A 26,490-nucleotide genomic window follows, 5' to 3' on the forward strand; every position below is an offset into this window, starting at 1 on the left:
TCTTACTCCGACCCCCCGGGGAACTGGGCCATGTTACGGCGAAGGGGTATTCAGCCCGTTAACGAACGACAAAAGTCACGCTGCATTTACAACCGGAATTGTGACAAAATGCGCGGGGTCGACGACGAGCAGCGACGCCCCCTGATGCTCGATCATCGCATCGGCAACGCGCGCCCAACCCGGCATGAGTTTTCCCGCGATCCGCGTCTCGGCCGCTTCGATGAAACAGACATCCTCGATCTCGTCGGCAAGCAGCGCATAGCCATGTTCCGCCACATCGACGACGATCACGCGCTGCCCCGCGGCGACGGGAACCGGCGGCAGCCCGACCACGACGTGCGGGTCGATCAGCGTGAACACGCGGCTGCGCAAGGCAAACAGCCCGACGACGTGCGGCGGAGCCCCCGGAACCTCGACCGGCGTCGCCACCGTGACGACCGAATTGATTGCACGCGACCGCAACGCGACGCGCGTGTCGGCGATCCGCGCGACTAGATAGAGATTGTCCATCACGCGCGGCCTCCCCCGACACGCCGACTCAGCGCTTCGAGCAGCGCATGACGGTCATAGCGATAGACGGTTTCGTCGTCGGGGCCGGCGGAGGCGGCGGTTGCGCGCAGCCGGATGACCGGGACCGCGTCGGTGCCATGGTCGCACGCCGATTCGTCGCCCGACAGGCAGAGCAGCACATCGGGCGCTTCGTCGTCGTCCGCTCCCGCAGCGATGCGATAGCCCGCGCTGCGCAGGATCGGCGCGAGGAAATTCGCGCCCCATCCGTCATGGTCGTCGGTGAGCCGACACAGCGGCGCGCGCGGCGCGGCGTGGATGGGTCCGCGCGCATGCTGCTCCATCAGCCAATAGGGATCGATGATTTCGACCGGGTCTCCGCCGATAAGCACGACACCCGCTATCAGGCCTTCGGTCGCCGACGGTTCGACCACATCGGGCAAACGAACGATGTCGATGACCGCTTCGATCGGATAGCAAAGCACCGACTGACCGTCGTGAAGGCGGAGCAATTTGACGGTCCCGTGCCCTTCGGGAAGGCGCGCCGCGTGGACCGCGAACATATCGTCGCCGATCTGCGCCCGGATCGCGCCCGCACTTTCGAACAGCGCCAGTGCGGGCACCTCTTCGACGCGCTCGATGACCGAAAGACGCACCCCGCGCGTCCGCCCGCCGATGTCGCGGAAAAGCAGAAGCTGCGTTGCGTCGCGCGTCGCCGCGAGCGCGGCGTCGGCTTCCTCCGCCTGGCGGTGGGCGCGACCCGCTTCCGAGGCGTCGATGGCGGAAACCGCCAAAATACCCTGCACATCGAGCAACAGGACCGGACGCCCATTGTCGGGCAAGGTCGTCCCCGCATAGAGGCCGGTCGCCATGATCATCGGCGCCGCAGGTTTGATGACCAGCTCTTCATGATCGTGAATCGCCGCAACGCTCAACGCATAGCTCTGGTCCTGCCCCGGCCGGATCAGCACGAGCGCGCGATCATCGGCATCGTCACCGTCGTCGCGATGGCGGCCGAGCACGTCCTCGAGCCGGAGCAGCGGGAATTGCTCGCCGCGTACCGAAACGATTTCGCCGCCGCCCAGTTTCTCGATCCGCACGCTGTCGCTCGTTTCGAGCAGGATTTCGCGGACGGCGCCGCGCGGGATTGCGAAATATTGCCCCGCGGCGCGCACCATCAGGCCGGAAATGATCGTCAGCGTCATCGGAACGCGCAGCACGACGGTCAAACCGCGACCTTCTTCGTTGCGAAGTTCGACCACACCGCCGATTTTTTCCAGGTTCGCGCGAACGATATCCATGCCGACGCCGCGCCCAGAGATAGAGGTGATCTGCGATGCAGTCGAAAAGCCCGGACGAAAGATCAGCTCAAGCTTTTCCTTCGGCGACAGCGCTCGCGCCTCTGCCGCACTCAGGACGCGCGCTCCAATGGCCTTGGCGACGAGAGCGTCGGGCGACAGGCCGCGGCCGTCGTCGGCGATCATGATCTCGATCTGATTGCCCGACTGGCGTGCCGTCACCGAAATCGTCGCGGTTACATCCTTGCCTGCGGCGACCCGGTCGTCGAGCGTTTCGATGCCGTGGTCGATCGCGTTGCGCACCATGTGGATCAACGGATCGCGGATATTCTCCATCATTTCGCGGTCGAGTTCGACTTCGCCCCCGCTGGTGACGAATTTGACCTTCTTGCCGAGGTCTTGTGCAAGATCGCGAACGATGCGCGGCAACGGCGCGAAAAGCTTGTCGATGCGCTGCATACGCATCTGGCTGACCGACTGGCGCATCGTCGCAATCGAATCGGACAGTCGGTCGAACGATCCGATAACCGCCGGGTCCGCGCCGGATTCGCGCAGCATCCGGGCAAATTCGTTGCGCGCGAGCACGATGTCGGTGACGCCGGTCATCACGCTGTCGAGCAGCGGCAGCGGCACGCGGATCGAACGCCAACCCTGCATGTCGGTCTGCAGATCATCGTCGCGCCGTGTCCGGATTTCGCGGTTTTCGGCTTCGGGCTCAGGTTCGGGTTCGGGTTCGGCCACGGCGTCGGCTTCCGTTTCGACCTGCGCCAGCGCATCGATCACGTCGCCGTCGTCTCCGGCAGGTTCGTTCGCATCCTTGCCCAGCGCGTCGCAGACGAACGACAAGCGGTCGAGGATGGAAAGCACCGCGGTGACGAGCGCGCTATCGGCAGTCCGCTTGCCGCGCCGCACGTCGTCGAGCGCTTCCTCGGCGGCGTGCGACAGCGCGGTAACGCGCGGCAGCGCCAGAAACCCCGAACTGCCCTTGATCGTATGAACGAGCCGGAAAATTGCGTCGAGCCGCTCGCGATCGGTCGGGTCGGCCTCCCACGCCACGATGGTTGCTCCGGCCTCGGCCAGCAATTCCGCCGTTTCGGCAAGAAAATCGTTCAGCAGGTCGTCCATTGCGGTCCCGGTGCACCCAAAAACTTCAAGCGCTTCCATGCCCGACAATGGTTAACGGAGGCTTTAGTCGCGCCCTTTGAATACCGCTCCGACCAGCAACGATGTCGGCGTTTCGCGCGCGAGCATCACCGTGCCGTCATTCTGGCGTGCAACCGCCTGCACCAGCACGGCGGGCGCGGTACGCGAGGTCATCGCCGCGACCGCTTCGCCTTCGGCCAGGATGCGCTCGACGTCGGCATCGACCAGGATGCGCTCGGCCTCGGCGTGCAGCGCAATTTCGATCGATCCGTCGGCGCGCCTTTCGCACCCGACATCCAGTCGGCCGCCGCGTACCAGCGCATCGACGAGAATCAGCGCAAGATTGAGGATGATCTTGACCGCCGGTTTCGGCAACGCCTCGTCGGTTAGCATCCAGTTGAGCGTGATCGGGCGTTCGGCCATGATCCCCTCGATCGCCGCTTTGGCCTCGTCCGGCGGAACCGCCTCGCCGAACCCGCCCGCCGAACCGAAGGCAAGACGAAAGAATTTCAGTTTCGCGGCCGAGGTCCGCGCGCTCTGTTCGAGCAGTTCGAAACAGCGCGCGCGCATTTCGGGGTCTTTTTCATCGGCGAGCAGTTCGAGGCCGTTGGCAAAGGCCCCCACCGGGCTGAGCAAATCGTGACACAGGCGCGATGCCAGCATCGAGGCGAAATCGACACGGTCGTCGGTCATGGATGAATGGGCTCCCCAGCGCAGTAACCAAATATTTTCGGCTCTTTTCGCTCCTAGGGCAGCGCCCCCCTCTTGGGCAAGGGCGAACCCCTTGAATTTCCGTGCCACCCGCCCACATCGCTCTCAATGCAGGGGGACGACGACATTCTGACCGTGACGCTGGGCGAAGGTGCGGCCGGGCTGCGGCTCGACCGGGCGCTCGCCGAGGCGCTCCCCGACCTGTCGCGCGAACGCGTCAAGACGCTCATAAAGGGCGGGCGCGTCGCCGACGCAAGCGGCGCAATCCTGTGGGACCCGTCGGCCAAGGCCGCCGCGCCCGCAACGCTCGCACTGCGGCTTCCGGTGCCGGCGCCGGCACACAATGCCGCGCAGGACCTCAATCTCGTCATCGCCTATGAGGACGAGCATCTGATCGTCGTCGACAAGCCCGCGGGGATGGTCGTCCATCCAGCCGCGGGCAATCTCGACGGCACAATGGTCAACGCCCTTCTCCACCATTGCGCGGGGCAATTGTCGGGCGTCGGTGGCGTCGCGCGTCCCGGCATCGTCCACCGCATCGACAAGGATACCAGCGGGCTGATCGTTGCCGCCAAGCATGACAAGGCGCACGAAGGCCTCGCCAAGCAATTCGCCGCGCACAGCATCGACCGCCGCTATATCGCGATCGCGACCGGACGCCCGATACCCGCGAACGGTACGGTCGACGCCGCGCTCGGCCGCTCGGCAACCAATCGCAAGAAAATGGCGGTGGTCGCAGCAGGACGCGGCAAGCGCGCGGTGACGCATTATCGCACGCTCGAACCACTGGCGGGCGCCACCCTTGTCGAATGCCGCCTCGAAACCGGGCGGACGCATCAGGTGCGCGTCCACATGGCGCATATCGGGCACCCCCTCGTCGGCGACCCCGTCTATGGCCGCGCGCGCAAGCCGCTTTCGGACGTGCTGAAAGCGCGGGGATTTGCGCGGCAGGCATTGCACGCGGCCCATTTGGGCTTTATTCATCCGGTGAACGGTAACAGGATCGCGCTCGACAGCGAAATCCCTGCGGATATGCGGGAACTGATCGATGAACTGCGCGTTTAAGTTTCGATTGAAAATCTATTTTGACGCGCGGGTTCAACCGCGGCATTTTGAGCACAGGATTTAGGGAAGACACTCTCCTATGGCTAACAAAAGCAATGTTCCGGCCGTGGTGCCAGCGCTGGGCGGCGAAGCCAGCCTGAATCGCTATCTGGCCGAGATCCGCAAATTTCCCCTGCTCACGCCCGAGCAGGAATATATGCTCGCCAAGCGTTTTCAGGAACATGGCGATAACGAGGCGGCGGCGCAGCTCGTGACGTCGCACCTCCGTCTCGTCGCAAAGATCGCAATGGGCTATCGCGGCTATGGCCTGCCGGTCAGCGAGCTGATTTCCGAAGGCAATATCGGCCTGATGCAGGGCGTGAAGAAATTCGACCCCGAACGCGGCTTCCGCCTCGCCACCTATGCGATGTGGTGGATCCGCGCGTCGATCCAGGAGTTCATCCTGCGCTCGTGGAGCCTCGTAAAGATGGGCACCACCGCCGCGCAGAAGAAGCTCTTCTTCAACCTCCGCCGCATGAAGAACAACCTCGAAGCGTTCGAGGATGGCGACCTAAGCCCCGAGAACGTAGCCAAAATCGCCAAGGACCTTGGCGTCACCGAGGACGAGGTCGTCAGCATGAACCGCCGCATGGCGATGGGCGGCGACACGTCGCTCAACGTCCCGATGGGCGAGGATGGCGACAGCCAGTGGCAGGATCTGCTCGGCGACGAAGGTCCGCTGCAGGACGAGCGCGTGGCCGAAGCGCAGGAACGCGATGTGCGCCACGAACTGCTCACCGAAGCGCTCGAAACGCTCAACGAGCGCGAGCGCCACATCCTGACCGAGCGCCGCCTGACCGACGACCCCAAGACGCTCGAGGATTTGAGCCAGGTCTATGAAGTCAGCCGCGAACGCGTGCGCCAGATCGAGGTGCGCGCCTTTGAAAAGCTGCAAAAGGCGATGCTCAAGCTCGCCGGCGACCGTCGCCTGATCGCAACCTGATCCGCGCGCGCGACAACGCGTGAATTGACACCCCGTACGGTTAGGCTAGCCTCCCCCCTTCGGTTCGACCGGAGGGGGCACATTATGTGGAAATGGATACGGATTCCCAAGGGACTGGCGTTGGTGGCATTTCTGCTGCCGTGGATGACGGTCAGCTGTTCCAACCAGAAAATTGCCGAAGCGAGCGGCTTCGGCCTCGCCTTTGGCCGCATCACCGCGATGGGACAGGCCTCGTCGGCGGCTGACGGCGCGGCGGTCAACCTTTGGCTGATCCTCGCAATTCTGGCGATCGCCGGCGGCTTGTTCCTGCTCTTCAAGCGCGGCCGCGAGTCGGCGAAGCTGGTTCTCGGCACATCGGTTGCCGCGCTGGTGCTGATTTTCGTCGGCACCTGGCGTTACAGCAAGGAGGCGATCCTTGCAGAAGCCGGCAAAAGCGGCGGCAATGGCGACATGGACCGCGCCGCACTCGCGATGATCCAGATCAACTGGGAAATCGGATACTGGATCGCGCTCTTGTCATTGGTTGCCGCCGCCGTGATGGCGTGGCTGGTGATGAGCGGCAAGGAAGAGGAGGCCGAAGCCAAGGTCCGCGCCCTCGCCGCCGATGCGACCGAAAAGGCGAAACAGGCCGCCGCCAAGGCGGGCGATGCGATCGACGGCGCCACGCAGAAAAAGGACGACGAGCCGCCCAAGGCTTGAGTGTCACCACACCCAACACGCCGCTTGCCGCCGACCGGCAAGCGGCTAAATGGATGATATGGCCCGCACCGCTCGATCATCCAAACGCCGCAAACTCCCCTGGTATCTAAGGCCGCTGAAATGGCTGCTTTGGTTCGCGGTCGTCACGGTTCTGTGGGTGCTGATCTATCGCATTGTTCCGCCGCCGGTGACCTTCACCATGCTGGCCGACAGCAATGGTATCACCAAGGACTGGACGAGCCTGTCGAATATCGACCGCAATATGGTGCGCGCCGTCATCGCCGCCGAGGACGGGAAGTTCTGCAGCCATAACGGCTTCGACGCCGACGCGATCGAGCAGGCGATTGAGCGCAATGCAAAAGGCAAGCGAATGCGCGGCGGTTCGACGATCAGCCAGCAGACTGCAAAAAATGTCTTTCTGTGGCAGGGCAGCGGCTGGACGCGCTACCTCCGCAAGGTGCCGGAGGTCTATTTCACCTTCCTGATCGAGCATTTGTGGGGCAAGCGCCGGATCATGGAGGTCTATCTGAACGTCGCCGAAACCGGCATCGGCACCTATGGTGTCGAGGCGGGGGCGCAGCGCTATTTCAAACATGGCGCAGCGACGCTCAACCCGGAGGAAGCGGCGCGCATCGCCGCCATCCTGCCGCTTCCCAAAAAGCGCGCCGCCATCAGTCCATCGGGCTTCACGCGCCGGTACGGCAACACCATCCGCGCCCGTATCGGCCAGGTCCGCCGCGACGGTCTGGACGGATGCGTTTACGATTGATGGGTCGCGCTCACGCGCAAGGCGCCGAACGATAAGAAACGCAATAGGCGCAGTGGTCGGCGCCTAGCCTTCGCTCTCGCTGATATCGTCGAGCAGATCGGGGTCGAGCACTCGTACGCGCCCCTGCTCCAGCGCGATGATTCCCGATTCTTCCCAACTGCGAAGCTGGCGGTTGATATGTTCGCGGCTCATACCGGCAAAATTGCCGAGTTCGGTCTGGCTCAGCTCGACGCGGTGCGACGATTCGACATCGCGGCGGATCAGCCGTTTCAGATAGCGCGCGAGCCGCGGTCCCGACGCATAAGCGCGGTCGCTTTCGATCGTCTGGTCGGCCATCCGCAGCCGCCGCGCGAGCTGCTGCATCAGCGACCAGGAAAACTCGGGGTGGGTGGTCACGAAATCGCGCATCGCATTGCGCCCGAGCTGAAGCGCGCTACCCGCACTCGTGGCGATCACCGACGCCGTGCGCTCGCCACCGTCGAGCAGCGCGATCTCGCCCAGCACCGCGCCCGGTTCGGCATAGGCGAGCACGATTTCCCGCCCCCCTGCCGTGAGCAACGATACGCGCGCGCTGCCCTCGGTCAGGATGAGCAGGCTGTCACCCGCGTCGCCCTGCGAGAGCAACTCCTTGCCCTTGGAGAAATTGACCGGCACCGCGCGCTTGGCGATGTCGGCCCAATCCTGCGGCGACAGGCCGGAAAAAATACTGTCGGGGCCTTGTAGCTCTGCGAGTTTCGCGTGATCCATGGCCCTTTTCCCCGTTGCCTGCGTCAGACCAGCCGACTTTGCCGCACCGCCGCCTCGACAAAGCCCTTGAACAGCGGATGCGGATCAAAGGGTTTCGACTTGAGTTCGGGATGGAACTGCACCCCGATGAACCACGGATGGTCCGGCCGCTCGACGATTTCGGGCAACATGCCATCGGGCGACAGTCCTGAAAAGACCAGCCCGCCCTTTTCCAGGGCGTCGCGATAAGCGCCGTTGACCTCGTAACGGTGACGGTGGCGCTCGCTGATGGCGTGCGCGCCGTAAACGGCGGCGACATGGCTGTTCGGCGACAGCTTGGCATCATAGGCACCGAGCCGCATCGTACCACCCAGGTCGGTGTCGGCCCCGCGCTTTTGCAGGCCTTCGGCGCTCATCCATTCGGTGATCAGGCCGACAACGGGCTCGTCGGTCGGGCCGAATTCGCTGCTCGACGCGCCCGCGATCCCGCTAGTATTCCGCGCCGCCTCGATACACGCCATCTGCATGCCGAGGCAGATGCCGAAAAAGGGCACGCCGCGCTCGCGCGCGAACCGCACGCTCGCAATCTTGCCCTCCGACCCGCGCTCGCCGAAGCCGCCGGGGACGAGAATGCCGTGCATCGGTTCGAGGTTCGCAGCAAGCTCCTCGTCGTGCTCGAACATTTCGGCATCGAGCCAGCGGATATTGACCTTCACCCGATTCGCGAGTCCGCCGTGAACCAACGCCTCGTTGAGCGATTTATAGGCGTCGGGCAGCGAGACATATTTGCCGACCACGCCGATCGTCACCTCGCCCTCGGGGTGCCGCTTGCGGTCCATGATGTCGTACCAGCGCGTCAGATCGGGTTCGGGCGCGTCGGAAATGCCGAAGGCGCGCAGCACTTCGCTGTCGAGTCCTTCGCCATGATATTGGACCGGCACCGAATAGATGCTGTCGGCGTCGAGCGCGGGAATCACCGCTTCCTTGCGGACGTTGCAGAATTGCGCGATTTTCGCGCGCTCGCCCTCGGGCAACGGCTTTTCGCAACGGCACAGCAATATGTCGGGCTGGACGCCGAGCGACGCGAGTTCACGCACGCTGTGTTGCGTCGGCTTCGTCTTCAGCTCGCCCGCAGCGGCGATATAGGGCACCAGCGTGACATGGACCGACAGCGTCCGGTCGCGCCCCTCTTCGTTGCGAAGCTGGCGGATCGCCTCGATAAAGGGCAACGATTCGATGTCACCAACCGTGCCACCGATCTCGCACAGCACGAAATCGAGGTCGTCGATGTCGGCGCGGGCAAATTCCTTGATGGCGTCGGTGACGTGCGGGATCACCTGCACCGTCGCGCCCAGATAGTCGCCGCGGCGCTCCTTGGTGATGATCTGCTGATAAATTCGGCCCGAGGTGACATTGTCGCTCTGCCGCGCCGCAACACCGGTAAACCGCTCGTAATGGCCGAGGTCGAGGTCGGTTTCGGCCCCGTCGTCGGTCACATAGACCTCGCCATGCTGATAGGGCGACATCGTGCCCGGATCGACGTTCAGATAGGGGTCGAACTTCCGGATGCGCACGCGGTATCCGCGCGCCTGCAACAATGCCGCAAGGCTAGCCGCCATCAAACCTTTGCCAAGGGAGGAGACCACGCCGCCGGTGATAAAAATGAACCGCGCCATGGGAGGAAAGACTTACTCAACAGGAGGGTGACGGCGCAAGCCGTCGAATCGCTTGCGGCGGAAAAAAATTCCGCCGCCCGCGGACTATGGTGCGAGGCCGAAGCCGCCGCTTATTTCTTTGCTGGCGCCTCTGCAGGGGCGTCCTGCGCGGTGGCCGCTGCCGCCGCTGCCGCAAGTGGATCGTCGGTCGCCGGAGCGGGCGCTGCCGTCGATGTGGCATCGGGGGCCGGCTGCGCAGGTCCGGTCAGGGACGAAGGCGTTGCGCCGCTCGACTGCGTCTGAGCGCTCTTCGACAGCGAGGTATCGATTGTCGAACCGCCGCGGCCCACCGACGCCATTGCGGCGAGCAGGATCGACAGACCTACGAACATGCACGCGAGAACCGTCGTCGCGCGCGTCATGAAATCGGCCGCGCCGCGTGCCGAAAGCAGGCCCGCCGGGCTACCGCCGACGCCCAGACCGCCACCTTCCGACTTTTGCATCAGGATGACCGCAATCATCGCGGCGGCAATCAGCGCCTGGACGACGAGCAGAAAGGTGAACAGGTTCGACATCGAATTTTCCCGAAAAAGCGCGCGGTCCCACGCGGACCGCATCTGCGGCGCACATAGAGAGGAAGCGCCGCAGCTTCAACCCATACGTCGCCCCCGCGAAGCCGGGAGCCGCTGAATTGTCGGCGCTACATCGATGGCGCCACCCCGCATTCGCGGGGCGACGATTTTCAAAGCGCCGCGGCTGCCTCGATGATCGGCACGAATTTCGCCGCAGTCAGGCTCGCTCCGCCGACAAGCGCCCCGTCGACATCACCCGCCGACAACAGCTCCGCCGCATTCTCGCCCGTCACCGAACCGCCATAAAGGATGCGCAGCTGCCCGGCGCCCGCGCCGATCCGTTCGGCCAGGGCGCCTCGGATCGCGCCGTGCATTTCGGCGACGTCGGCCACCGTCGGCACCAAACCCGTGCCGATCGCCCAGATCGGCTCATAAGCGATTGCGAGGCGCGCGGGATCGAAATCGTCCGGCAGCGACCCTGCAACCTGCGCCAGCACATGCGCCACCGCGCCGCCCGATTCGCGCACGTCGCGCGGCTCGCCCACACAAAGGATGACGCCAAGCCCTGCGCCCAGCGCCGCCCCGGCCTTCGCCTTGACGTCACTATCGGCCTCGCCAAAGGCCTCGCGCCGTTCGCTATGTCCGACGATGGTAACCGCCGCGCCGGCATCGGAAAGCATGGCGGCAGAAACGGACCCGGTGAATGCGCCGGATGCGGCAGCGTGGCAGTCCTGAGCGCCAACGACCGCGTCGGAGATTTCCGCGACCATCGGCCCGATCAGCGTGAATGGCGGGCAAAGCGCCACGTCGACACCCTGCCTGTTTAACGCGGCTTCGAAAATCGCGCGCGCTTCGCCAAGGGCGTCCTTTGTGCCGTTCATTTTCCAGTTGCCGACGATATATTTGCGCCGTGCCATATCCTGATCCTCCCGCCTTGTCCGATGTCGCCCGCCCCTAGCGGCCCGCGCGCCGTAAAGGCAAGCGCCTCTGAACCCGCCTGCACGCCGATGGCGCAAATCGCGCTTTCCCGCCTTGATGCAGCACCGCCGCGCGCCTAAAGCAGCCCGCATCCGTGCGCTTCACGCGCTTCGCCGAAAGACCTGACGCTTCATGATCACCGCCATCCGCAATCTCTTTTCCTCCGCGATCGGCAAATTTATCGCGCTGGCCTTTGTCGTGCTCGTCGGTGTTGCCTTCGCGCTCAGCGATGTCACTGGCAGTTCAAGCTTCGGGGGAGTCGGCGGCGCCAACGTGGCGCGCGTCGGCGATACCGATATCGGCGTCGGCGAACTGCGCGATCGCGTCCGCCTTGCCTATAACGATGCGCGCCAGCAGCAACCCGGACTGACGATGACAGCCTTCATCGAATCGGGCGGGCTTGACCAGACGCTGAATCAGCTGATCGAGGGTGCGGCCTTCGAACAATTCGCCAAAGAACTCGGCTTCGGCGTCAGCAAGCGGCTCGTCGACGGCCGCATCGCCGACCTGCCGGCGTTTGCGGGGGTCTCTGGAAGTTTCGACCAGACGCGTTTCGAAACATTCCTTCAACAGAACGGAATCAGCGAAGCGCAGCTGCGCCGCGACATTCGCCAGCAACTTCTGGCCGAACAGCTTGCCTCGCCGGTTGGCACGCTCCCGCGCATCGCGACATCGCTCGCTCAGCCCTATGCAGCGCTGCTCCTCGAAGAGCGCCGAGGCCAGGCGACCTTTATCCCCGCGAGCCCCTTCGCTCCCTCGACCGACCCCGGCGACGCGGCGCTCCAGACCTATCTGACGCAGAATCGCGCGCGCTACACAATTCCCGAGCGGCGCGTGCTGCAATATGCGGAGTTCGACAAGAGCGCGGCCCCCGCCGCCGCCGTCACCGACGCCGAAGTCGCCGAGGTCTATAAGGCCAACGCCGCCCAATATGCCGCGCGCGAAACGCGCCGCTTTTCGCAGGTGATCGCGCCCGACAAGGCGACCGCCGATGCCATCGCCGCACGCGTCCGCGGTGGCACCGCGTTACTCCCCGCCGCCCAGACATCGGGTCTGACCGCGACGACGACGGGCGACCTCACCCGTTCAGCCTATGCCGCAACCAATGGTGAAGCCGCCGCAAAGGCCGCTTATGTAGCAAGTCGCGGCGACCTTGTCGGTCCGCTGCAGACGAGTCTTGGCTGGGCGGTGGCGCGCGTCGAGGATGTTACCGCGCTCCCCGCTCGCTCACTCGCCGACGCCACCCCCGAAATCCGCGCCGAACTCGCAAAGAACAAGGCGAACGAGGCGATCGTCGATTTCTATAACGGCATCCAGGACGCTGTGAATGGCGGCGCGTCGATCGAGGAAGTCGCCGCCGACCGCGGGCTGAAAGTCACCGAGACCCCTGCCCTCCTGCCCAGTGGCCGCGTCGTCGGCGACGGCAGCTATACCCTGCCCGCCGAACTCGCACCGATGCTCCAGCAGGCGTTCCAGACGGCGGTCGAAGGCGAGGGTTCGATCGCAACGCTCGTCGAGAATGAAAAATTTGCGGTCTATGCCGTGAAGTCGATCGTCCAGGCCGCGCCGCCGCCGCTCGCGCGCATTCGCGGCGAACTCCTCGCCGACTGGCGCCTTTCCGAAGGGCAGAAGATCGCTCGCGACAAGGCGCGCGCGATCGTCAAGGCGGTCGAGGGCGGGCAGGCGTTCACCGCCGCCGTCGCCGCCGCCGGTCCCAACATCGGCAGCGTCCAGACCATCGGCGGCCGCCGCGGCGAACTCGGCCAGAACGGTCAGCCGGTCCCGCCCGAACTCGCCCTCCTCTTCTCGATGGCAAAGAACAGCGTCAAAACGCTCGAAGTGCCCGGCAATCGGGGCTGGATGGTGCTCTCGCTCGGCGAGGTCGAGCGCCCCGATCCAAAGGGCATCGAGCCGCAGCGCGTTGCCGCGATCGCCCAGCCGCTCGCCCCCGCCATCGGCAATGAGTTCGTCCAACAGCTCGCCGCCGAGGCAAAGCGCCGCGCCGGGGTCGAAATCAACAAGGAGCTGCTCGAACAGCTGCGCCAGGAACTCACCGGCACCGCGCCGGTGACCGAATAGCGCGTTCGATGAGCCTCGAAGGACGCGCCGCCGCGCTCGAAGCGCTGGCGCAGGGCAAGGGCGCGGTCGTTTGGCAGCGCCTGATCGCCGACGTCGAAACGCCTGTCTCGGCGGCACTCAAGCTGATCGAGGCGGGTCGCGGCGACTGGGTGCTCGAATCGGTCGAAAGCGGCGAGACGCGCGGGCGCTATAGCCTGATCGGGCTCGACCCCGACCTTTTGTTCGAGGTGCGCGGCGATACCGCGCGCATCAACCGCAATTGGCCTAGCGACCGCGACGCCTTCATGCCCGTTCCCGGACCGGCGCTCGACGCGCTGCGCGCGCTCGTCGCCGAATGCCGCTTCGACGTGCCCGAAGGATTACCCAAGGCGCTCGCGACGCTCGTCGGCTTTTTCGCCTATGAAACCATCGGCCTTGTCGAACGCATTCCGCGCGCGGACGGCGACGGGCTCGGTCTGCCCGACATGGTGTTCGTGCGCCCGACGACGATCCTCGTCTTCGACCGGCTTGCCGACGAGCTGTTCCTGATTGCGCCGATCTGGCCCGATGCCGATGCCGCGATCGACCGGATGATCGACCACGCCGCCGACCGGCTGGGCAGCATCGCCGCACGCCTGGCGAGCGCGAGCGCGCATGGCGAACGCGCGTCGACCGCGCTCGTCCCCGACGCCATCGACGCCGCGCCAGCGACGCCGCGCGACCGCTTTGCAGAAATGGTCGCGACGGCGAAGGACTATATCGCCGCGGGCGACATTTTTCAGGTCGTGCTCTCGCAGCGCTTTTCGACCCCGTTCGACCTGCCGCCCTTCGATCTCTACCGCGCGCTGCGCCGCGTGAATCCCTCGCCCTTCCTCTACTTCCTCGACCTCCCCGGCTTCGCGCTCATCGGTTCGTCGCCCGAAATCCTCGTTCGGGTGAGGGATGGCGAGGTGACGATCCGCCCGATCGCCGGCACGCGCCCGCGCGGCCGCACGAGCGCGGAAGATGTCGAGAATCGCGAAAGCCTGCTCGCGGATCCAAAGGAGCGCGCCGAGCATTTGATGCTGCTCGACCTCGGTCGAAACGACGTCGGCCGCGCCTCGGTCGGCGGCAGCGTGACCGTCACCGACAGCTATACGGTCGAATTTTACAGCCATGTCATGCACATCGTGTCGAACGTCATCGGCCGCCTCGCGCCCGACAAGGACGCGATCGACGCACTGTTCGCGGGCTTTCCCGCCGGCACCGTCAGCGGCGCGCCAAAGGTGCGCGCGTGCCAGATCATCGCCGAACTCGAAGCCGACGCGCGCGGGCCTTACGCGGGCGGAGTCGGCTATTTCGCCCCCGACGGCAATATGGACAGCTGCATCGTCCTGCGCACCGCGATCGTCCAGGACGGCGTCATGCATGTCCAGGCGGGCGCGGGCATCGTCGCCGACAGCGACCCCGCCTATGAACAGCGCGAATGCGAGGCCAAGGCCGGCGCACTTTTCGCCGCTGCGCGCGAAGCGGTGCGACTTGCGGGTACGCCGGGTTACGGGCAATAGCGCGCCATGATCCTCGTCATCGATAACTACGACAGCTTCACCTTCAACCTCGTCCATTATCTGATCGAGTTGGGCGCAGAGGTCAGCGTCGTGCGCAACGACGCGCTCACCGCCGCCGATGCGATGGCGAGCAACGCGGCGGGTTTCCTCATCTCGCCCGGCCCCTGCACGCCGAACGAGGCGGGTATCAGCCTTGATCTTGTCGCCGCCTGTGCCGAGGCGCGGCGGCCGCTGCTCGGCGTGTGTCTCGGGCATCAGGCGATCGGCCAGCATTTCGGCGGCACGGTGCAGCGCGGGCATCTGATGCACGGCAAGACCTCGCCCGTCTGCCATGACGCCAGCGGCCTGTTCGAGGGACTGCCCTCGCCGCTCACCGCGACGCGCTACCACAGCCTCGAGGTCGTCGATATTCCGGACGAGCTCGTCATCAACGCGACCAGCGACGATGGCGCCGTGATGGGCTTTCGCCACGCGGAGCTGCCGCTCCACGGCGTGCAATTCCACCCCGAAAGCATCGCGACCGAGCATGGCCATGCGATGCTCGCCAATTATCTGCGGATCGCGGGGCTGCCCGTCGCCGACCTGCAGCGCGCATGAGCCGCTTTGGTCCCTTTCCCGACCCCGCCGCCTTTCTGGGCGCGGACGAGGCGGCGTTCGCCTTTGCGACGATGCTCGACGGCGGCGGCAGCGACGACGAGGTTGCGGCCTTCCTCGCGGCACTGTCGGATCGCGGCGAGACGGCGACCGAAATCGCCGCCGCGGCGCAGGCGATGCGCGACCGGCTGATCCCGATAGAGGCGCCCGCGGGCGCAATCGACGTGTGCGGTACCGGCGGCGATGGCCACCACACGCTCAACGTCTCGACCGCCGTCGCGATCGTTGTGGCCGCGTGCGAAGTTCCGGTTGCAAAGCACGGAAATCGCGCGGCATCGTCGAAAGCAGGCGCCGCCGACACGCTTGAGGCGCTGGGCCTCGACATGGACCGCGCCGCCGCCAATGCAGAGGCGCAGCTCGCCGACCTTGGCATCTGCTTCCTTTTCGCCGCGCATCATCATCCGGCGATGAAGCGCATCATGCCGATCCGCAAGGCGCTCGGCCGCCGCACCATCTTCAACCTCATGGGCCCGCTCGCCAACCCCGCGCGCGTCACCCGCCAGCTCGTCGGCATCGCGCGGCCCGCCTATGTCCCCGTCTATGCCGAGGCGCTGTACCGGCTCGGCACCGAACATTCGCGCGTCGTTTCGGGCGACGAGGGGCTCGACGAACTCTCGCTCGCGGGCGGCAACGAAGTTGCGGTCGTCACCCCCGAAGGCGTGCGAATGCAGCGCAGCCATGCCGCTGACGCGGGCCTCCCGTCGCACCCTGTCGAAGCGCTCCGCGGCGGCGATGCTACGCATAATGCCAATGCGCTGCGCGCGCTGTTCCAGGGCGAAACCGGCGCCTATCGCGACGCGGTGCTCTATAACGCCGCCGAGGCGCTGGTGGTCGCGGGCGCGGTCGACACGCTGGTCGACGGGGTCGAGGAAGCCGCCGAAGCCATCGACAAGGGGCTCGCCAACGCGCTGCTCAACTGCTGGATCGCCTATAAATGAACAAGCTGACGCAGATTCTTGAAACCAAGGCGGGCGAGGTCGCCGAACGCCGCAAAATGCGCAGCGTCGCCGATCTCGACGCGGTGGCGGCGTCGCCGGTGCGCGGCTTCCACGCGGCGCTTCAGGCCAAAATCGACGCGGGCGGCTTCGCCCTCATCGCCGAAATCAAAAAAGCTTCGCCTTCCAAAGGTTTGATACGAGACGATTTCAATCCAGTCGACCACGCTCGCGCCTATGCCGCCGGCGGCGCGGCGTGCCTGTCGGTGCTTACCGACGCGCCTTATTTTCAGGGGCATGAGGATTATCTGGTCGCCGCGCGCGCCGCCTGCGCCCTCCCCGTCCTCCGCAAGGATTTCATGATCGACCCGTGGCAGGTCGCCGAAGCGCGCGCAATCGGCGCCGACGCGATCCTGATCATCGTCGCCGCGCTCGACGACGGCGCGATGCGCGAGATCGAGGCCGCGGCGATCGAACGCCAAATGGACGTGCTCGTCGAGGTTCACGATGAGGCCGAACTCGACCGCGCGCTGGGAACACTCCGGTCGCGCCTGATCGGCGTCAACAACCGCGACCTCCGCACCTTCGAAACCGACCTGGGCGTCACCGAACGGCTGGCAAGGCTCGTTCCGCCCGAGACCCTGCTCGTCGGCGAAAGCGGAATCGCAACGCACGCCGACTGCCAGCGCCTCGCCCAAAGCGGCGTCAGGACCTTTCTTGTCGGCGAAAGCCTGATGCGTCAGGATGACGTCGTGGCGGCGACCATCGCGTTACTTGAGGGCTGATGCGGAAGATCGATCGACGCGGAGGATGGGCTCTCGCAAGGGCGTAACGCGGGAAATATCGGGACCGCTCTTGCCTTGAGAACCGCCAAAACCGCCCGCGCGCTCAGTCGCCCCAAATATGGCTGGTCTGAATCCAGCCCTTGCGCCCCTTGACGTCGAACAGACACCAGCCGTCCTTGCAATCGCTGATACGCCCGACGACGCCGGGTTCGGCGCGGTAGGCAATTGGTGCGGCCGGATCGGCGGATTCGCGCATCGGTCGCACTTCGCCGGTGACGATCGCCGTCCGCGCGCGGCTGAGCAGCCGCGCCGCCATCCACCCCTGCGTACCGTCGGGATCCTCGATCTTGCGCCAGTTTTCGTGACGCGCGACGACCTTCACCGGCAGATATTTGCGGCGATATTCCCATATCACGGGCACGTCGGGCGACGGTCCCTTGCGCATCCGCGCCTCATCCACATTGATCGATGCCCAATAGGGCAGTTCGGGATCGGATTGTGCCACGGCCGGTCCTGCGGCGACGATCATCGCAAGCGCTGAAACGATAAGACGGCGGGTCATCCCCCAGCCTTGTCAAAATCGGCCCGGCTTTTCAACCGTTCGCCGCGCGTTCGAAGGCATTCATCCACAGCCCCGATGCGCCTCGCCCTCTTGACCCCCGCGCGTCGGCGCGCTCTATCGACGCGCATGACCGACTCCCCCCGACCCAAGCGCCCGCGTGTCGTCGTGACCCGCCAGTTGATGCCACATGTCGAGGGCCGCATGGCCGAATTGTTCGACGTCGCGCTGTCGGCAAACGACCACGCCTTCACGGTCGATGAATTGAAGGCCGCGGTGAGCGATTGCGACGTTCTCGTCCCGACGGTCACCGACCGCATCGATGCCGAGATCATCGACGCCGCAAGCGAACGGCTCAAGCTGATCGCCAATTTCGGCGCGGGGGTCGACCATATCGACCTCGCGGCGGCGCGCGCCAAGGGCATCATGGTGTCGAACACGCCGGGAGTATTTACCGAAGACACCGCCGACATGACGATGGCGCTGATTCTGTCGGTCCCGCGCCGGCTCGCCGAGGGCGAGAAACTGATGCGCTCCGGCAAATGGCAAGGCTGGGCGCCAAGCGCGATGCTCGGCCACCGCGTCGGCGGCAAGCTGCTCGGTATCATCGGCATGGGACGCATCGGCCTCGCCGTTGCGCGGCGCGCACGCGCCTTTGGCCTGTCGATCCACTATCACAACCGAAAGCGCCTGCCCGCCGCCGTCGAGGAAGAACTCGGTGCGAGCTATCACGCGAGCATCGACACGCTGCTCAGGATCAGCGACGTGGTGACGATTCACTGCCCGCACACCAGCGAAACGCACGAAATGGTCAATGCCGCGCGCATCGCCGCGATGAAGCGCACGGCCTATCTGATCAACACCGCGCGCGGCGAGATCGTCGACGAAAAGGCGATGATCGCAGCATTGAAGACCGGCCGCATCGCGGGCGCAGGACTCGACGTTTATACGCACGAACCAGCCGTCGACGCCGACCTCCTCGCCCTCGACAATGTCGTACTCCTCCCGCACCTCGGCTCCGCCACGATCGAAGGGCGCGAGGCGTCGGGCGAAAAGGTGATCGCCAATATCCGCGCCTGGTGCGACGGGCACCGGCCGCCCGACCAGGTGCTGGAGGGGTGGGCTTAAGGCGCCACGTCTCAGCGAAGGCGGGCCGCTATCGGTTTACGCAGCACGGCTCGGCAAGGCGCCCTGCGGCACCGCCTTCGCGGAGGCGACGAAAGAAAATCAGTCCCCCGTCAGAATCCGATCGACCAGCTGCTTCACCGTCGGGGTGAAGTTGTTCGAGTAGAATGGGTCGGTCTTGAAGTTGAACGCGGCGTGGCCCGCGAACATCAGATTCTGCTCGACGTCGCCGCCGTGCGCGATGTCCTGCAGCGTTTTCTGGATGCAGAAGCTGCGGGGATCGGCGAGATAGCCGGTCGAATAATCGTCATGGTCTTTCCACGCCGAAAAACCGCAGTGCGACAGGCAGCCCATGCAGTCGGCCTGGTCCTTGCGGATCACGGCCTTGTCGGTGTCGGTGACGAAAACGACCGTATTGTCCGGTGTTTTCAGCGCTTCGGTATAGCCCTCGGCCACCCAATCGCGCGCGCGGTCGCGGTCGTGCGGCGTTACCCAGAAATTCTTGCCCTTCACGCCGACGTCGAGCTGGACGACATGGTCGCCCGCTTCCTGCTTCGAATAGGGAATCTGGCGTTCCGACCGCGCTTCGAGATCGCGCAAAAACGGATTGCGCACCGCGCTCGAATAAAAGCCCGTCGGCGAGAAACGGTGAAGAAGCACATCGCCTTCGTCGAGCGTGCGCAGCCGGTCTTTCCATTCCTGTGGAATCGGGCTTTCTTCGGTGAGCAGCGGCCGCGTGCCATATTGGAAGACGATCTGGCCAAGGTCGGGATTGTCGATCCAGTCCTCCCAATCGCGCAGATACCAGACGCCGCCGGCCATGACGATCGGCACATCGTCGGCGATGCCTTCGGCGCGCATCGTGTCGCGCAGCGCCTTGACGCGTGGATAAGGATCTTCGGGTTTGCGTGGATCTTCTGCGTTCGACAGGCCGTTGTGACCGCCTGCAAGCCAGGGGTCCTCATACACCACCGCCGCCATCAGATGCGCAACCTTGTGATAGGCGCGCTTCCACAGCGCACGGAAGGCGCGCGCCGAACTGATGATCGGCAGATAATGGACATTGTGCCGCGCGGCGATTTCGCTGAGTTTGTAGGGCATGCCCGCGCCGCAGGTGACGCCGGTGACAAGGCCCTTGGTGCGTTCGAGCACGCCTTCGAGCACGCGCTGCGCGCCGCCCATTTCCCACAGCACGTTGATGTTGATCGCGCCCTTGCCGCTCGCGACGTCATAGGCGCGCTTGACCTGTTCGACGGCACCGTCGATCGCATATTGGATCAGTTCCTCATGCCGTTCCTTTCGCGTCAGCGCGCGATAGACTTGCGGAATGATCTTGCCCTCGGCGTCATAGCTGTCGGCATTGACCGCCGAAACGGTCCCGATGCCTCCGGCCGCAGCCCATGCGCCGCTCGACATATGATTGGTTGCCGAAACGCCTTTTCCGCCTTCGACAAGCGGCCACACTTCACGCCCGCCGTAAAGAATGGGCTTCAAACCTTTGAACACTCTAAACCTCTTTCTCTCCGCCGGCGCCCTGGCGGTGCCAGCCCCCATTTGCCGTTTCCGTAAGCGGCACGCGGCTCGCTATGTCAATCAATGCCTAGGAAACGCCCAGTGAAAACATCATATCCATCAAGCGCGCGAGCATAGAGCTTTTGGTAGCTCGCGACCATCCTTGTTTCGTCAAAGCGCTCGGCGGCGGCGGCCCGATTGGCTTCACCAATGCGCCTGCGTTGTCCGGCGTCCGCCGCCATCTGCGCAAGGGCTGCACGATACTCCGCCTCGCCAGCCACCACAAACGACCGGTTGATCGGCGCCACCATCGAGGCGACGTCGCCGACATCCGGGCTGACGACAGGCAAACCGGCCGCCATCGCCTCGATGACCGCTATCGGCGCCTGTTCGCTCAGCGACGACAGGGCGAGCATGTCGAAATGCCCGATCCATCGTGCAGGTTCGGGCACGAAGCCTGCGAGCACCACACGATCCGCTATTCCGCAACGCTCGGCCTCGGCCGCGATCGCCGCCCGCTCCGGCCCCTCGCCGACGATGACCAGCCGCACATGACCGGGCAACGTAGCCACTGCGCGTACGAGGCGCGGAAGGTCCTTCACCTTGCGCAGCCCCGCCACGGTGCCGATCACCACCTCGCCGTCTGTCCGCTCGAATCCTGGAATCGATAGCGATGGCCCGCGAGCGTAGGAGCCGACATCGATCCCGTTGCGGATCAACTCGACACGATCGGCTGGAACCTTCCATTCCCGCCTCGCGATCCCGCCCAGCAGTTCCGAGGGGACGACCAGCCTTGACGCGGTGCGCAGCGCATGGCGGCGGTAAAGGTTACGCTTCCAGTTGCGCTTGACGCTCTCGTCTTCGTTGAACCCGTCCTCATGGTGGATGAGAAACGGAGGCATCATGTTCCACCAGCGGTCCCAATAGAGACGGTGCGCCATCGCCCCGTCCATTGCGCCCCAATTATAGCTGAGCACGAGGTCGAAATCATAGATATAGGCCGCCAACTTTCGGAAACGCGCAAGCGAAGGCCGCCCCGCAAGCGGTGGAGCATCGGTCGGGAAATGCGCAACAATACCCGGGGCGATCGCGTCGCGCGCATCCAGCGCGCCGGGAACCGCCGACAGGATCGTATGTTCGGCCCGCTCGCCCATCAGGTTCATCAAACGGACGGCACGCGCTTCCTTCCCGCCCAGCGAAAAGCTCGAATGGAGGTGAATGATGCGAAATGGCCCCTCGCGTTCGGCATATTCGCCGGTCCACATCATTCGCCCGGAAGCCCCGCGACCCATGTATCGATCGCCGCGCGCGCTTCGGGTTCGTCCATCGTCGGCGCGTGACCGACGCGCTGAACTTCGACGAGCCGGGCGTTCGGCAGCTCGCCAGCCATTTTCTGCGCGGCACGCTGCGATAATATGTCCGACAGCGCGCCGCGCAGGATCAGTACCGGCGCGTTGCCCAGCGCATGATAGGCGGGCCACAGATCGACCCCCGCCTCGGCGCCGCCCGGCGCGCGCAGCGGCGCCGCGATCTGCTTGTCATAATCGGTGACTATTCGCCCCTCCGGCGTCAGCCGGTGCGTCCGCTTGGTGACGCGCAACCAGTCGTGGATGCGATAATCGGGATAAATCGCGCCGTTGAGTTCGGAGAAAGCCCGCGCCGCGTGCATCCAGGTCGGCTGGCTGCCGCTGCTGCCGATATAGTCGCGAATACGCTCGAGCCCCGCAGTCTCGAGCTCGGGCCCGACGTCGTTGAGCACCGCGCCGACAAGGCGGCCCGGCATGGTCGCCGCGATGAGCATCGCGACCAGCCCTCCGAGCGACGTGCCGATTGCGGCGAACCGCGACAGGCCGAATTCGTCGAGCATGGCCGCCACATCCTGAACATAGGTCAGCGGCACATAAGTCATCGGATCCTTTGCATAAGCGCTTTCGCCGCGTCCGCGAAACTCGACGACGACCACCTGCCGCCGCCGCGCGAGATGCGGTGCAAGTGTTTCGAAATCGCGGGCATTGCGGGCCAGGCCGGGCATGCAGAGGATGGGCGGCGCAGGGGCTGCTTCCGGCGGTCCGTCATAGACACGCGCGTGCAGCCGCACTCCGTCGGCGGACCACCAGTAACGGTCGGTCCAGTCGCGCTCTCCGTCCTGCATCGCCGAAATATTGCTTCCCCTTTGCGCGCCCGCCGGTTTAGCGGATTCGGCCCTGTCTATCGCGAACGACGCGCCGGGGTGCAAGCGGTCCGTGGCGGCCGCGGTTGCCCGACCCCGATTTCGCGGATAAGAGGCGGTCAACCATGACCGACGCGCTCATTTCTTTCGAACCCGCAACCGGCGAAGAACTGTGGCGCAGCGAGGTGAGCGATGTTGACCGCGAAGTCGAAGCCGCGCGACGGGCGTGGCCCGAATGGGCGTCGAAGGCCGTCACCTATCGCAGTGAGACGCTGCGCCGCTTCGTCGACCGGGTGAAGGCCGAAAGCGAGACGCTCGCCGACCTGATCGCGCGCGAAACGGGCAAGCCCTTGTGGGAAGCGCGGACCGAGGTCGAAAGCGTTGCGAACAAGGTCGATATTTCGATCAAGGCCTATGCCGAACGCACGCCGAACCGCCGCATCGAAGGCGCGATGGGCCTGCGCAATGCGGTTCGCCACAAGCCGCACGGGACGCTCGCGGTACTGGGGCCCTATAATTTCCCGGCGCACCTGCCCAACGGACATATCGTTCCCGCATTGCTCGCAGGCAATTCGGTCGTGTTCAAGCCGTCCGAAAAGACGCCCGCGGTCGGCGCCAAGCTCGTCGAGCTGTTCCACAGCGCGGGCGTGCCCGAAGAGGTGCTCCGCCTCGTCGTCGGTGGCCCCGAACAAGGTAAGGCGCTCGCGGCGCATCCGGCGATCGACGGTCTGCTGTTCACCGGATCGGCGACGACCGGCGTTGCCCTCAGCCGTCAGTTTGCGGGGCAGCCGGGCAAGATGCTCGCGCTCGAAATGGGCGGCAATAACCCGATTATCGTGTGGGACACCGCCGACCTGCACACCGCGGCAATTCTTGTCGTCCAGTCGGCCTTTCTCAGCGCGGGTCAGCGGTGCAGCAACGCGCGCCGCCTGATCGTCAAGCAGGGACTCGCCGAACCGTTGCTCGATGAGGTCAAGACACTCGCCGGACGGCTGATCGTCGACCATCCGCATGCCGATCCCGCCCCTTATATGGGGCCGGTGATCGACAATGAGGCGGCGGATCATCTGACCGAGAATTTCCTGATCCTGATGTCGAACGGCGGCCGCGTCGTCCGCCATATGTCGCGGCCCATCGCCGATCGCCCTTTCCTGACCCCTGGAATCATCGACGTTACCGGCATGGCCGAGCGCCCCGATGTCGAACTGTTCGGGCCGTTGCTTCAGGTCGTTCGCGTCGACAGCTTTGAGGCCGCGATTGCCGAGGCGAACAATACGAGCTTCGGCCTTTCGGCATCGCTGATCGGCGGGACGCCGCAGTTGTACGACCAATTCTGGGCCAATGCGCGTGCCGGGGTGATCAACTGGAACAGGCCTACCAATGGCGCGTCTTCGGCGGCGCCTTTCGGCGGCATCGGCCTGTCGGGCAACCATCGGCCGAGCGCCTTTTATGCCGCCGACTATTGCGCCTATCCGGTCGCCAGTTCCGAAAGCGACGCCATGCGCGCGTCAATCGGCGTCGGGCTGCGCGAAGACGAGGGCGCGAAGCTGGTGACGAAGAAATATCTTTGACCTTTGGTGGCGCCGGACATCATCCGGCGCCGATCGCATATCCCCAATAAGGCCGAAACAACGCGTTCAGTGTGCAGCGGCCGCTTTGGCCTTTCCCGGCACCAGGTGCAGCATCCCGACGATCACTCCGCCGAGCGCCAGCCCGAACAGCCCCGCGCCCGCAGCGTTGATGATCCATTCCCACACGCCCGCGCCGGGCAGCCCGCCAGCCACGCCATGGGCGAAATCTTGTAAGCCGTGCCCGATATTGCCGATATGATATTCGTCGAGCCCGTGGAGGAATATCTGTCCGCCGACCCACAACATCGCGGCGGTACCGATCGTCGCAAGCGCGGCAAGCAGCTTTGGCATCACATTGACCAGCCCCCGCCCCACCGAGCGGCGAAGCGAAGATCCCGCCCCCGCCATATGCAGGCCGATGTCGTCCATCTTCACGATTAATCCGACGACACCATAGACCGCGACGGTGATCACCACCGCGACGAGCGCCAGCGTCGCGGCGCGCATACCAAGCGGCTCGGCAAGCACTTCGTTGAGCGCGATGACCATGATTTCGGCCGACAGGATGAAATCGGTGCGGATCGCCCCTTTGGCCATCGACTCTTCATGGTCCTTGTCGGCGACGATGGCGGCCTTTTCGGCCAGCGTATGCTTTGGCTTGTGAAAGCTATGCCAAACCTTTTCTGCACCCTCGAAGCACAAATAGATGCCGCCGAGCATCAACAGCGGTGTGATCGCCCATTTCGCGACCTCGGACAGCAGCAGCAACGCCGGCAGTATCAGCACCAGCTTGTTGAACAGCGATCCTTTGGTGATCCGCCAGATGATCGGCAGCTCGCGGTCGGGCGTAAAGCCGGTGACGTAGCGAGGCGTCACCGCGGCATCGTCGACCACCACCCCGGCAGCCTTCACCCCCGCGCGCGATGCCGCGGCACCGATGTCGTCGACGCTCGCCGCCGCCACCTTGGCGATCGTCGCGACATCGTCGAGCAGGGCAAAAAGGCCAGAGGGCATAGGGAGTTGGTCCTTCGGGTTCAGAGCGCACGGAGCTTGGGCATCACTTCATCGAGCGATTTGCGGATGATGGCAACCATCTCGTCGATCTGTTCGGTGGTTATGATCAGGGGCGGGCACATGACCAGGCTATCGCGAATCCCGCGCACCATCAGGCCGTTGGCGATACAGGCATCGCGCGCTATCGGTCCGGCCGTCCCTTCGGCGCCACCGAACCGCGCGCGACTGTGCTTGTCCGCGACGATCTCGACCGCGCCGAGCAGCCCGATCGAGCGCGTTTCGCCGACCAGCGGGTGATCGTTCAGCGTCGCGAGCGCCTTCGCCAGATGCGGACCGGTCACGTTCCCTGTCCGCTCGACCAGCCCCTCGCGCTCGATAATCTCGATATTCTTGAGCGCGACCGCCGCCGCGACCGGATGCCCCGAGTAGGTGAAGCCGTGGACGAAGTCGCCGCCGGTCTTGAGCATGTCGACGACGTGGCTCGCGACCGCCGTCGCCGAGATTGGGAGATAGCCCGACGACAATCCCTTCGCCATCGGCATCAGGTCGGGGGTGAACCCCATCACCTCATGCCCCCACATCTTGCCGGTGCGACCGAAGCCGCAGATGACTTCGTCGGCGACGAGCAGCAGGCCATATTTGCGCACCACGGCCTCTACCTTCGGCCAATAGCCTTTGGGCGGGATGATGACGCCGCCCGCGCCCTGCACCGGCTCGCCGATGAAGGCCGCGCAATTTTCGGGGCCGACCTCCAGGATCTTGTCCTCGATCGCCTGCACACAGGCGTCGCAGAACTCCTCCTCGCTCATCCCTTGGCCTTCGCCGAAGAAATAAGGCTGGCGAACATGTTCGACGCCGGGGATCGGCAGATCGCCCTGCGCGTGCATCGCCTTCATCCCGCCGAGCGAGACCCCCGCGACGGTTGAGCCATGATAGGCGTTCCAGCGGCTGATAAAGACGGTGCGCTTCGGCTCGCCTTTCAGCTTCCAATAATGGCGCACCATGCGGAACACCGTGTCGTTCGCCTCGCTGCCCGAGGCGTTGAAAAAGACATGCGGCAGGCGGTTCTGGGTGAGGCTGGCGATCTTGGCCGCGAGCGTCACCGTCGGCGGCGTCGCGGTCTTGAAGAAGGTGTTGTAGAAGGGCAGTTCGCGCATCTGCGCCGCCGCCGCCTCGACCAGCTCCTCGCGGCCATAGCCGACGTTGACGCACCAGAGGCCCGCCATACCGTCGAGGATGCGGTGGCCGTCACCATCAGTGATATAGGCGCCCTCGGCATGGGTGATGATACGGCTGCCGCCCAAAGCCTCAATCTCGGCCCAGTCGGCCTGCGCGGGAAGATGGTGTGCGACGTCGAGACGGCGCAGTTCGGCGATGTCGTGATTGCGGGGCATGTCTGAACTCCTGAAATTTCGGGAACGGGTAGAGCCGGACTCCGAACGATCAGGGCGAAAA

At 65.0% G+C, this 26,490-nt stretch carries 24 protein-coding genes; 11 read left to right on the top strand and 13 right to left on the bottom strand.

Features of this window, described 5'->3' with window-relative positions:
* Positions 1–75: 75 nt before the first annotated feature.
* The 3 genes from H7692_RS03990 to H7692_RS04000 form a co-directional block, all read right to left on the bottom strand.
* Complete coding sequence (locus tag H7692_RS03990) at positions 76–510, bottom strand: chemotaxis protein CheW (protein ID WP_201927269.1); 435 nt, start codon at positions 508–510, stop codon at positions 76–78.
* Complete coding sequence (locus tag H7692_RS03995; RefSeq protein ID WP_227339804.1) at positions 510–2,930, bottom strand: chemotaxis protein CheA; 2,421 nt, start codon at positions 2,928–2,930, stop codon at positions 510–512. Before H7692_RS03995 ends, H7692_RS03990 begins: the two co-directional genes overlap by 1 nt.
* Before the next feature lie 63 nt (positions 2,931–2,993).
* The gene (locus H7692_RS04000; RefSeq protein ID WP_201926027.1) at positions 2,994–3,641 is read right to left on the bottom strand and encodes a histidine phosphotransferase family protein; all 648 of its coding nucleotides are present in this window, start codon (positions 3,639–3,641) and stop codon (positions 2,994–2,996) included.
* Between the two features lie 126 nt (positions 3,642–3,767).
* Between H7692_RS04000 and H7692_RS04005 the strand changes: the two genes are divergently transcribed.
* The 4 genes from H7692_RS04005 (at position 3,768) to mtgA (ending at position 7,174) form a co-directional block, all read left to right on the top strand.
* Complete coding sequence (locus H7692_RS04005; RefSeq protein WP_201926029.1) at positions 3,768–4,724, top strand: RluA family pseudouridine synthase; 957 nt, start codon at positions 3,768–3,770, stop codon at positions 4,722–4,724.
* 79 nt (positions 4,725–4,803) lie between these two features.
* Positions 4,804–5,706: an RNA polymerase sigma factor RpoH gene (rpoH, locus tag H7692_RS04010; RefSeq protein WP_201926031.1), complete on the top strand. Its 903-nt coding sequence runs from the start codon at positions 4,804–4,806 to the stop codon at positions 5,704–5,706.
* Positions 5,707–5,790: 84 nt separating this feature from the next.
* A complete protein-coding gene (locus tag H7692_RS04015) occupies positions 5,791–6,405 on the top strand; it encodes a hypothetical protein (protein WP_201926033.1) in 615 nt (204 codons plus the stop codon).
* 58 nt (positions 6,406–6,463) lie between these two features.
* Positions 6,464–7,174, top strand: coding sequence for a monofunctional biosynthetic peptidoglycan transglycosylase (mtgA, locus tag H7692_RS04020; protein ID WP_227339805.1), 711 nt, complete (start codon positions 6,464–6,466; stop codon positions 7,172–7,174).
* Positions 7,175–7,237: 63 nt separating this feature from the next.
* On the opposite strand, the gene H7692_RS04025 is transcribed toward mtgA, so the two are convergent.
* The 4 genes from H7692_RS04025 to tpiA all read right to left on the bottom strand — a co-directional run bounded on the left by H7692_RS04025 (position 7,238) and on the right by tpiA (position 11,044).
* Positions 7,238–7,921, bottom strand: a complete 684-nt coding sequence (locus H7692_RS04025; protein ID WP_222135868.1) for a Crp/Fnr family transcriptional regulator — start codon at positions 7,919–7,921, stop codon at positions 7,238–7,240.
* Between the two features lie 23 nt (positions 7,922–7,944).
* The gene (locus H7692_RS04030; protein ID WP_222135867.1) at positions 7,945–9,576 is read right to left on the bottom strand and encodes a CTP synthase; all 1,632 of its coding nucleotides are present in this window, start codon (positions 9,574–9,576) and stop codon (positions 7,945–7,947) included.
* A 110-nt stretch (positions 9,577–9,686) separates the two neighbouring features.
* Positions 9,687–10,121 carry a preprotein translocase subunit SecG gene (gene secG, locus H7692_RS04035; RefSeq protein WP_201927271.1) on the bottom strand — a complete coding sequence of 145 codons (435 nt, stop codon included), beginning with the start codon at positions 10,119–10,121 and terminating at the stop codon, positions 9,687–9,689.
* A gap of 176 nt (positions 10,122–10,297) precedes the next feature.
* A complete protein-coding gene (gene tpiA / locus H7692_RS04040; RefSeq protein ID WP_222135866.1) occupies positions 10,298–11,044 on the bottom strand; it encodes a triose-phosphate isomerase in 747 nt (248 codons plus the stop codon).
* A 193-nt stretch (positions 11,045–11,237) separates the two neighbouring features.
* Between tpiA and H7692_RS04045 the strand changes: the two genes are divergently transcribed.
* The 5 genes from H7692_RS04045 to trpC are packed head-to-tail and all read left to right on the top strand — an operon-like array spanning position 11,238 to position 17,084.
* The gene (locus tag H7692_RS04045; protein WP_227339806.1) at positions 11,238–13,184 is read left to right on the top strand and encodes a peptidylprolyl isomerase; all 1,947 of its coding nucleotides are present in this window, start codon (positions 11,238–11,240) and stop codon (positions 13,182–13,184) included.
* Between the two features lie 8 nt (positions 13,185–13,192).
* Entirely contained in the window at positions 13,193–14,710 is a 1,518-nt protein-coding gene (gene trpE / locus H7692_RS04050) for an anthranilate synthase component I (RefSeq protein WP_227339807.1), read from the top strand.
* 6 nt (positions 14,711–14,716) lie between these two features.
* Positions 14,717–15,307 (top strand): anthranilate synthase component II, encoded by a 591-nt coding sequence (locus H7692_RS04055; protein ID WP_222135863.1) that lies wholly within the window; start codon positions 14,717–14,719, stop codon positions 15,305–15,307.
* Complete coding sequence (gene trpD, locus H7692_RS04060) at positions 15,304–16,302, top strand: anthranilate phosphoribosyltransferase (protein WP_227339808.1); 999 nt, start codon at positions 15,304–15,306, stop codon at positions 16,300–16,302. Before H7692_RS04055 ends, trpD begins: the two co-directional genes overlap by 4 nt.
* Positions 16,299–17,084 carry an indole-3-glycerol phosphate synthase TrpC gene (gene trpC, locus H7692_RS04065; RefSeq protein WP_227339809.1) on the top strand — a complete coding sequence of 262 codons (786 nt, stop codon included), beginning with the start codon at positions 16,299–16,301 and terminating at the stop codon, positions 17,082–17,084. Before trpD ends, trpC begins: the two co-directional genes overlap by 4 nt.
* A 103-nt stretch (positions 17,085–17,187) precedes the next feature.
* Here trpC and H7692_RS04070 read toward each other — a convergent pair whose 3' ends face one another.
* Positions 17,188–17,646, bottom strand: a complete 459-nt coding sequence (locus H7692_RS04070) for an SH3 domain-containing protein (protein ID WP_201926054.1) — start codon at positions 17,644–17,646, stop codon at positions 17,188–17,190.
* Between the two features lie 126 nt (positions 17,647–17,772).
* Here H7692_RS04070 and H7692_RS04075 point away from each other — a divergent pair, with 126 nt between their 5' ends.
* On the top strand, positions 17,773–18,771 hold the full coding sequence (locus tag H7692_RS04075; RefSeq protein WP_227339810.1) for a 2-hydroxyacid dehydrogenase: 999 nt from the start codon (positions 17,773–17,775) through the stop codon (positions 18,769–18,771).
* A 99-nt stretch (positions 18,772–18,870) separates the two neighbouring features.
* On the opposite strand, the gene H7692_RS04080 is transcribed toward H7692_RS04075, so the two are convergent.
* The 3 genes from H7692_RS04080 to H7692_RS04090 all read right to left on the bottom strand — a co-directional run bounded on the left by H7692_RS04080 (position 18,871) and on the right by H7692_RS04090 (position 22,432).
* Positions 18,871–20,274, bottom strand: coding sequence for an NAD(P)H-dependent flavin oxidoreductase (locus tag H7692_RS04080; protein WP_201926058.1), 1,404 nt, complete (start codon positions 20,272–20,274; stop codon positions 18,871–18,873).
* An 83-nt stretch (positions 20,275–20,357) separates the two neighbouring features.
* Positions 20,358–21,545: a glycosyltransferase gene (locus tag H7692_RS04085; protein WP_413541440.1), complete on the bottom strand. Its 1,188-nt coding sequence runs from the start codon at positions 21,543–21,545 to the stop codon at positions 20,358–20,360.
* Positions 21,545–22,432 carry an alpha/beta fold hydrolase gene (locus tag H7692_RS04090; protein ID WP_201926060.1) on the bottom strand — a complete coding sequence of 296 codons (888 nt, stop codon included), beginning with the start codon at positions 22,430–22,432 and terminating at the stop codon, positions 21,545–21,547. Before H7692_RS04090 ends, H7692_RS04085 begins: the two co-directional genes overlap by 1 nt.
* A 143-nt stretch (positions 22,433–22,575) precedes the next feature.
* Between H7692_RS04090 and astD the strand changes: the two genes are divergently transcribed.
* On the top strand, positions 22,576–24,021 hold the full coding sequence (gene astD, locus H7692_RS04095) for a succinylglutamate-semialdehyde dehydrogenase (RefSeq protein ID WP_227339812.1): 1,446 nt from the start codon (positions 22,576–22,578) through the stop codon (positions 24,019–24,021).
* Between the two features lie 66 nt (positions 24,022–24,087).
* Here the strand turns inward: astD and H7692_RS04100 are convergent, their stop codons facing one another.
* Complete coding sequence (locus tag H7692_RS04100) at positions 24,088–25,035, bottom strand: DUF808 domain-containing protein (protein WP_201926064.1); 948 nt, start codon at positions 25,033–25,035, stop codon at positions 24,088–24,090.
* Positions 25,036–25,055: 20 nt separating this feature from the next.
* On the bottom strand, positions 25,056–26,429 hold the full coding sequence (locus tag H7692_RS04105) for an aspartate aminotransferase family protein (RefSeq protein ID WP_227339813.1): 1,374 nt from the start codon (positions 26,427–26,429) through the stop codon (positions 25,056–25,058).
* Positions 26,430–26,490 lie beyond the last annotated feature (61 nt).

Source organism: Sphingopyxis sp. P8, from assembly GCF_020622175.1.
In the GTDB taxonomy this organism is placed as follows: Bacteria; Pseudomonadota; Alphaproteobacteria; order Sphingomonadales; family Sphingomonadaceae; genus Sphingopyxis; species Sphingopyxis jiangsuensis.

Excerpts from the sequence above, each read along its gene's own strand:
- H7692_RS03990 (WP_201927269.1), bottom strand. The coding sequence starts at position 510 with ATGGACAATCTCTATCTAGTCGCGCGGATCGCCGACACGCGCGTCGCG.
- H7692_RS03995 (WP_227339804.1), bottom strand. The coding sequence starts at position 2,930 with ATGGACGACCTGCTGAACGATTTTCTTGCCGAAACGGCGGAATTGCTG.
- H7692_RS04000 (WP_201926027.1), bottom strand. The coding sequence starts at position 3,641 with ATGACCGACGACCGTGTCGATTTCGCCTCGATGCTGGCATCGCGCCTG.
- H7692_RS04005 (WP_201926029.1), top strand. The coding sequence starts at position 3,768 with ATGCAGGGGGACGACGACATTCTGACCGTGACGCTGGGCGAAGGTGCG.
- rpoH (WP_201926031.1), top strand. The coding sequence starts at position 4,804 with ATGGCTAACAAAAGCAATGTTCCGGCCGTGGTGCCAGCGCTGGGCGGC.
- H7692_RS04015 (WP_201926033.1), top strand. The coding sequence starts at position 5,791 with ATGTGGAAATGGATACGGATTCCCAAGGGACTGGCGTTGGTGGCATTT.
- mtgA (WP_227339805.1), top strand. The coding sequence starts at position 6,464 with ATGGCCCGCACCGCTCGATCATCCAAACGCCGCAAACTCCCCTGGTAT.
- H7692_RS04025 (WP_222135868.1), bottom strand. The coding sequence starts at position 7,921 with ATGGATCACGCGAAACTCGCAGAGCTACAAGGCCCCGACAGTATTTTT.
- H7692_RS04030 (WP_222135867.1), bottom strand. The coding sequence starts at position 9,576 with ATGGCGCGGTTCATTTTTATCACCGGCGGCGTGGTCTCCTCCCTTGGC.
- tpiA (WP_222135866.1), bottom strand. The coding sequence starts at position 11,044 with ATGGCACGGCGCAAATATATCGTCGGCAACTGGAAAATGAACGGCACA.
- H7692_RS04045 (WP_227339806.1), top strand. The coding sequence starts at position 11,238 with ATGATCACCGCCATCCGCAATCTCTTTTCCTCCGCGATCGGCAAATTT.
- trpE (WP_227339807.1), top strand. The coding sequence starts at position 13,193 with ATGAGCCTCGAAGGACGCGCCGCCGCGCTCGAAGCGCTGGCGCAGGGC.
- H7692_RS04055 (WP_222135863.1), top strand. The coding sequence starts at position 14,717 with ATGATCCTCGTCATCGATAACTACGACAGCTTCACCTTCAACCTCGTC.
- trpD (WP_227339808.1), top strand. The coding sequence starts at position 15,304 with ATGAGCCGCTTTGGTCCCTTTCCCGACCCCGCCGCCTTTCTGGGCGCG.
- trpC (WP_227339809.1), top strand. The coding sequence starts at position 16,299 with ATGAACAAGCTGACGCAGATTCTTGAAACCAAGGCGGGCGAGGTCGCC.
- H7692_RS04070 (WP_201926054.1), bottom strand. The coding sequence starts at position 17,646 with ATGACCCGCCGTCTTATCGTTTCAGCGCTTGCGATGATCGTCGCCGCA.
- H7692_RS04075 (WP_227339810.1), top strand. The coding sequence starts at position 17,773 with ATGACCGACTCCCCCCGACCCAAGCGCCCGCGTGTCGTCGTGACCCGC.
- H7692_RS04085 (WP_413541440.1), bottom strand. The coding sequence starts at position 21,545 with ATGTGGACCGGCGAATATGCCGAACGCGAGGGGCCATTTCGCATCATT.
- H7692_RS04090 (WP_201926060.1), bottom strand. The coding sequence starts at position 22,432 with ATGCAGGACGGAGAGCGCGACTGGACCGACCGTTACTGGTGGTCCGCC.
- astD (WP_227339812.1), top strand. The coding sequence starts at position 22,576 with ATGACCGACGCGCTCATTTCTTTCGAACCCGCAACCGGCGAAGAACTG.
- H7692_RS04100 (WP_201926064.1), bottom strand. The coding sequence starts at position 25,035 with ATGCCCTCTGGCCTTTTTGCCCTGCTCGACGATGTCGCGACGATCGCC.
- H7692_RS04105 (WP_227339813.1), bottom strand. The coding sequence starts at position 26,429 with ATGCCCCGCAATCACGACATCGCCGAACTGCGCCGTCTCGACGTCGCA.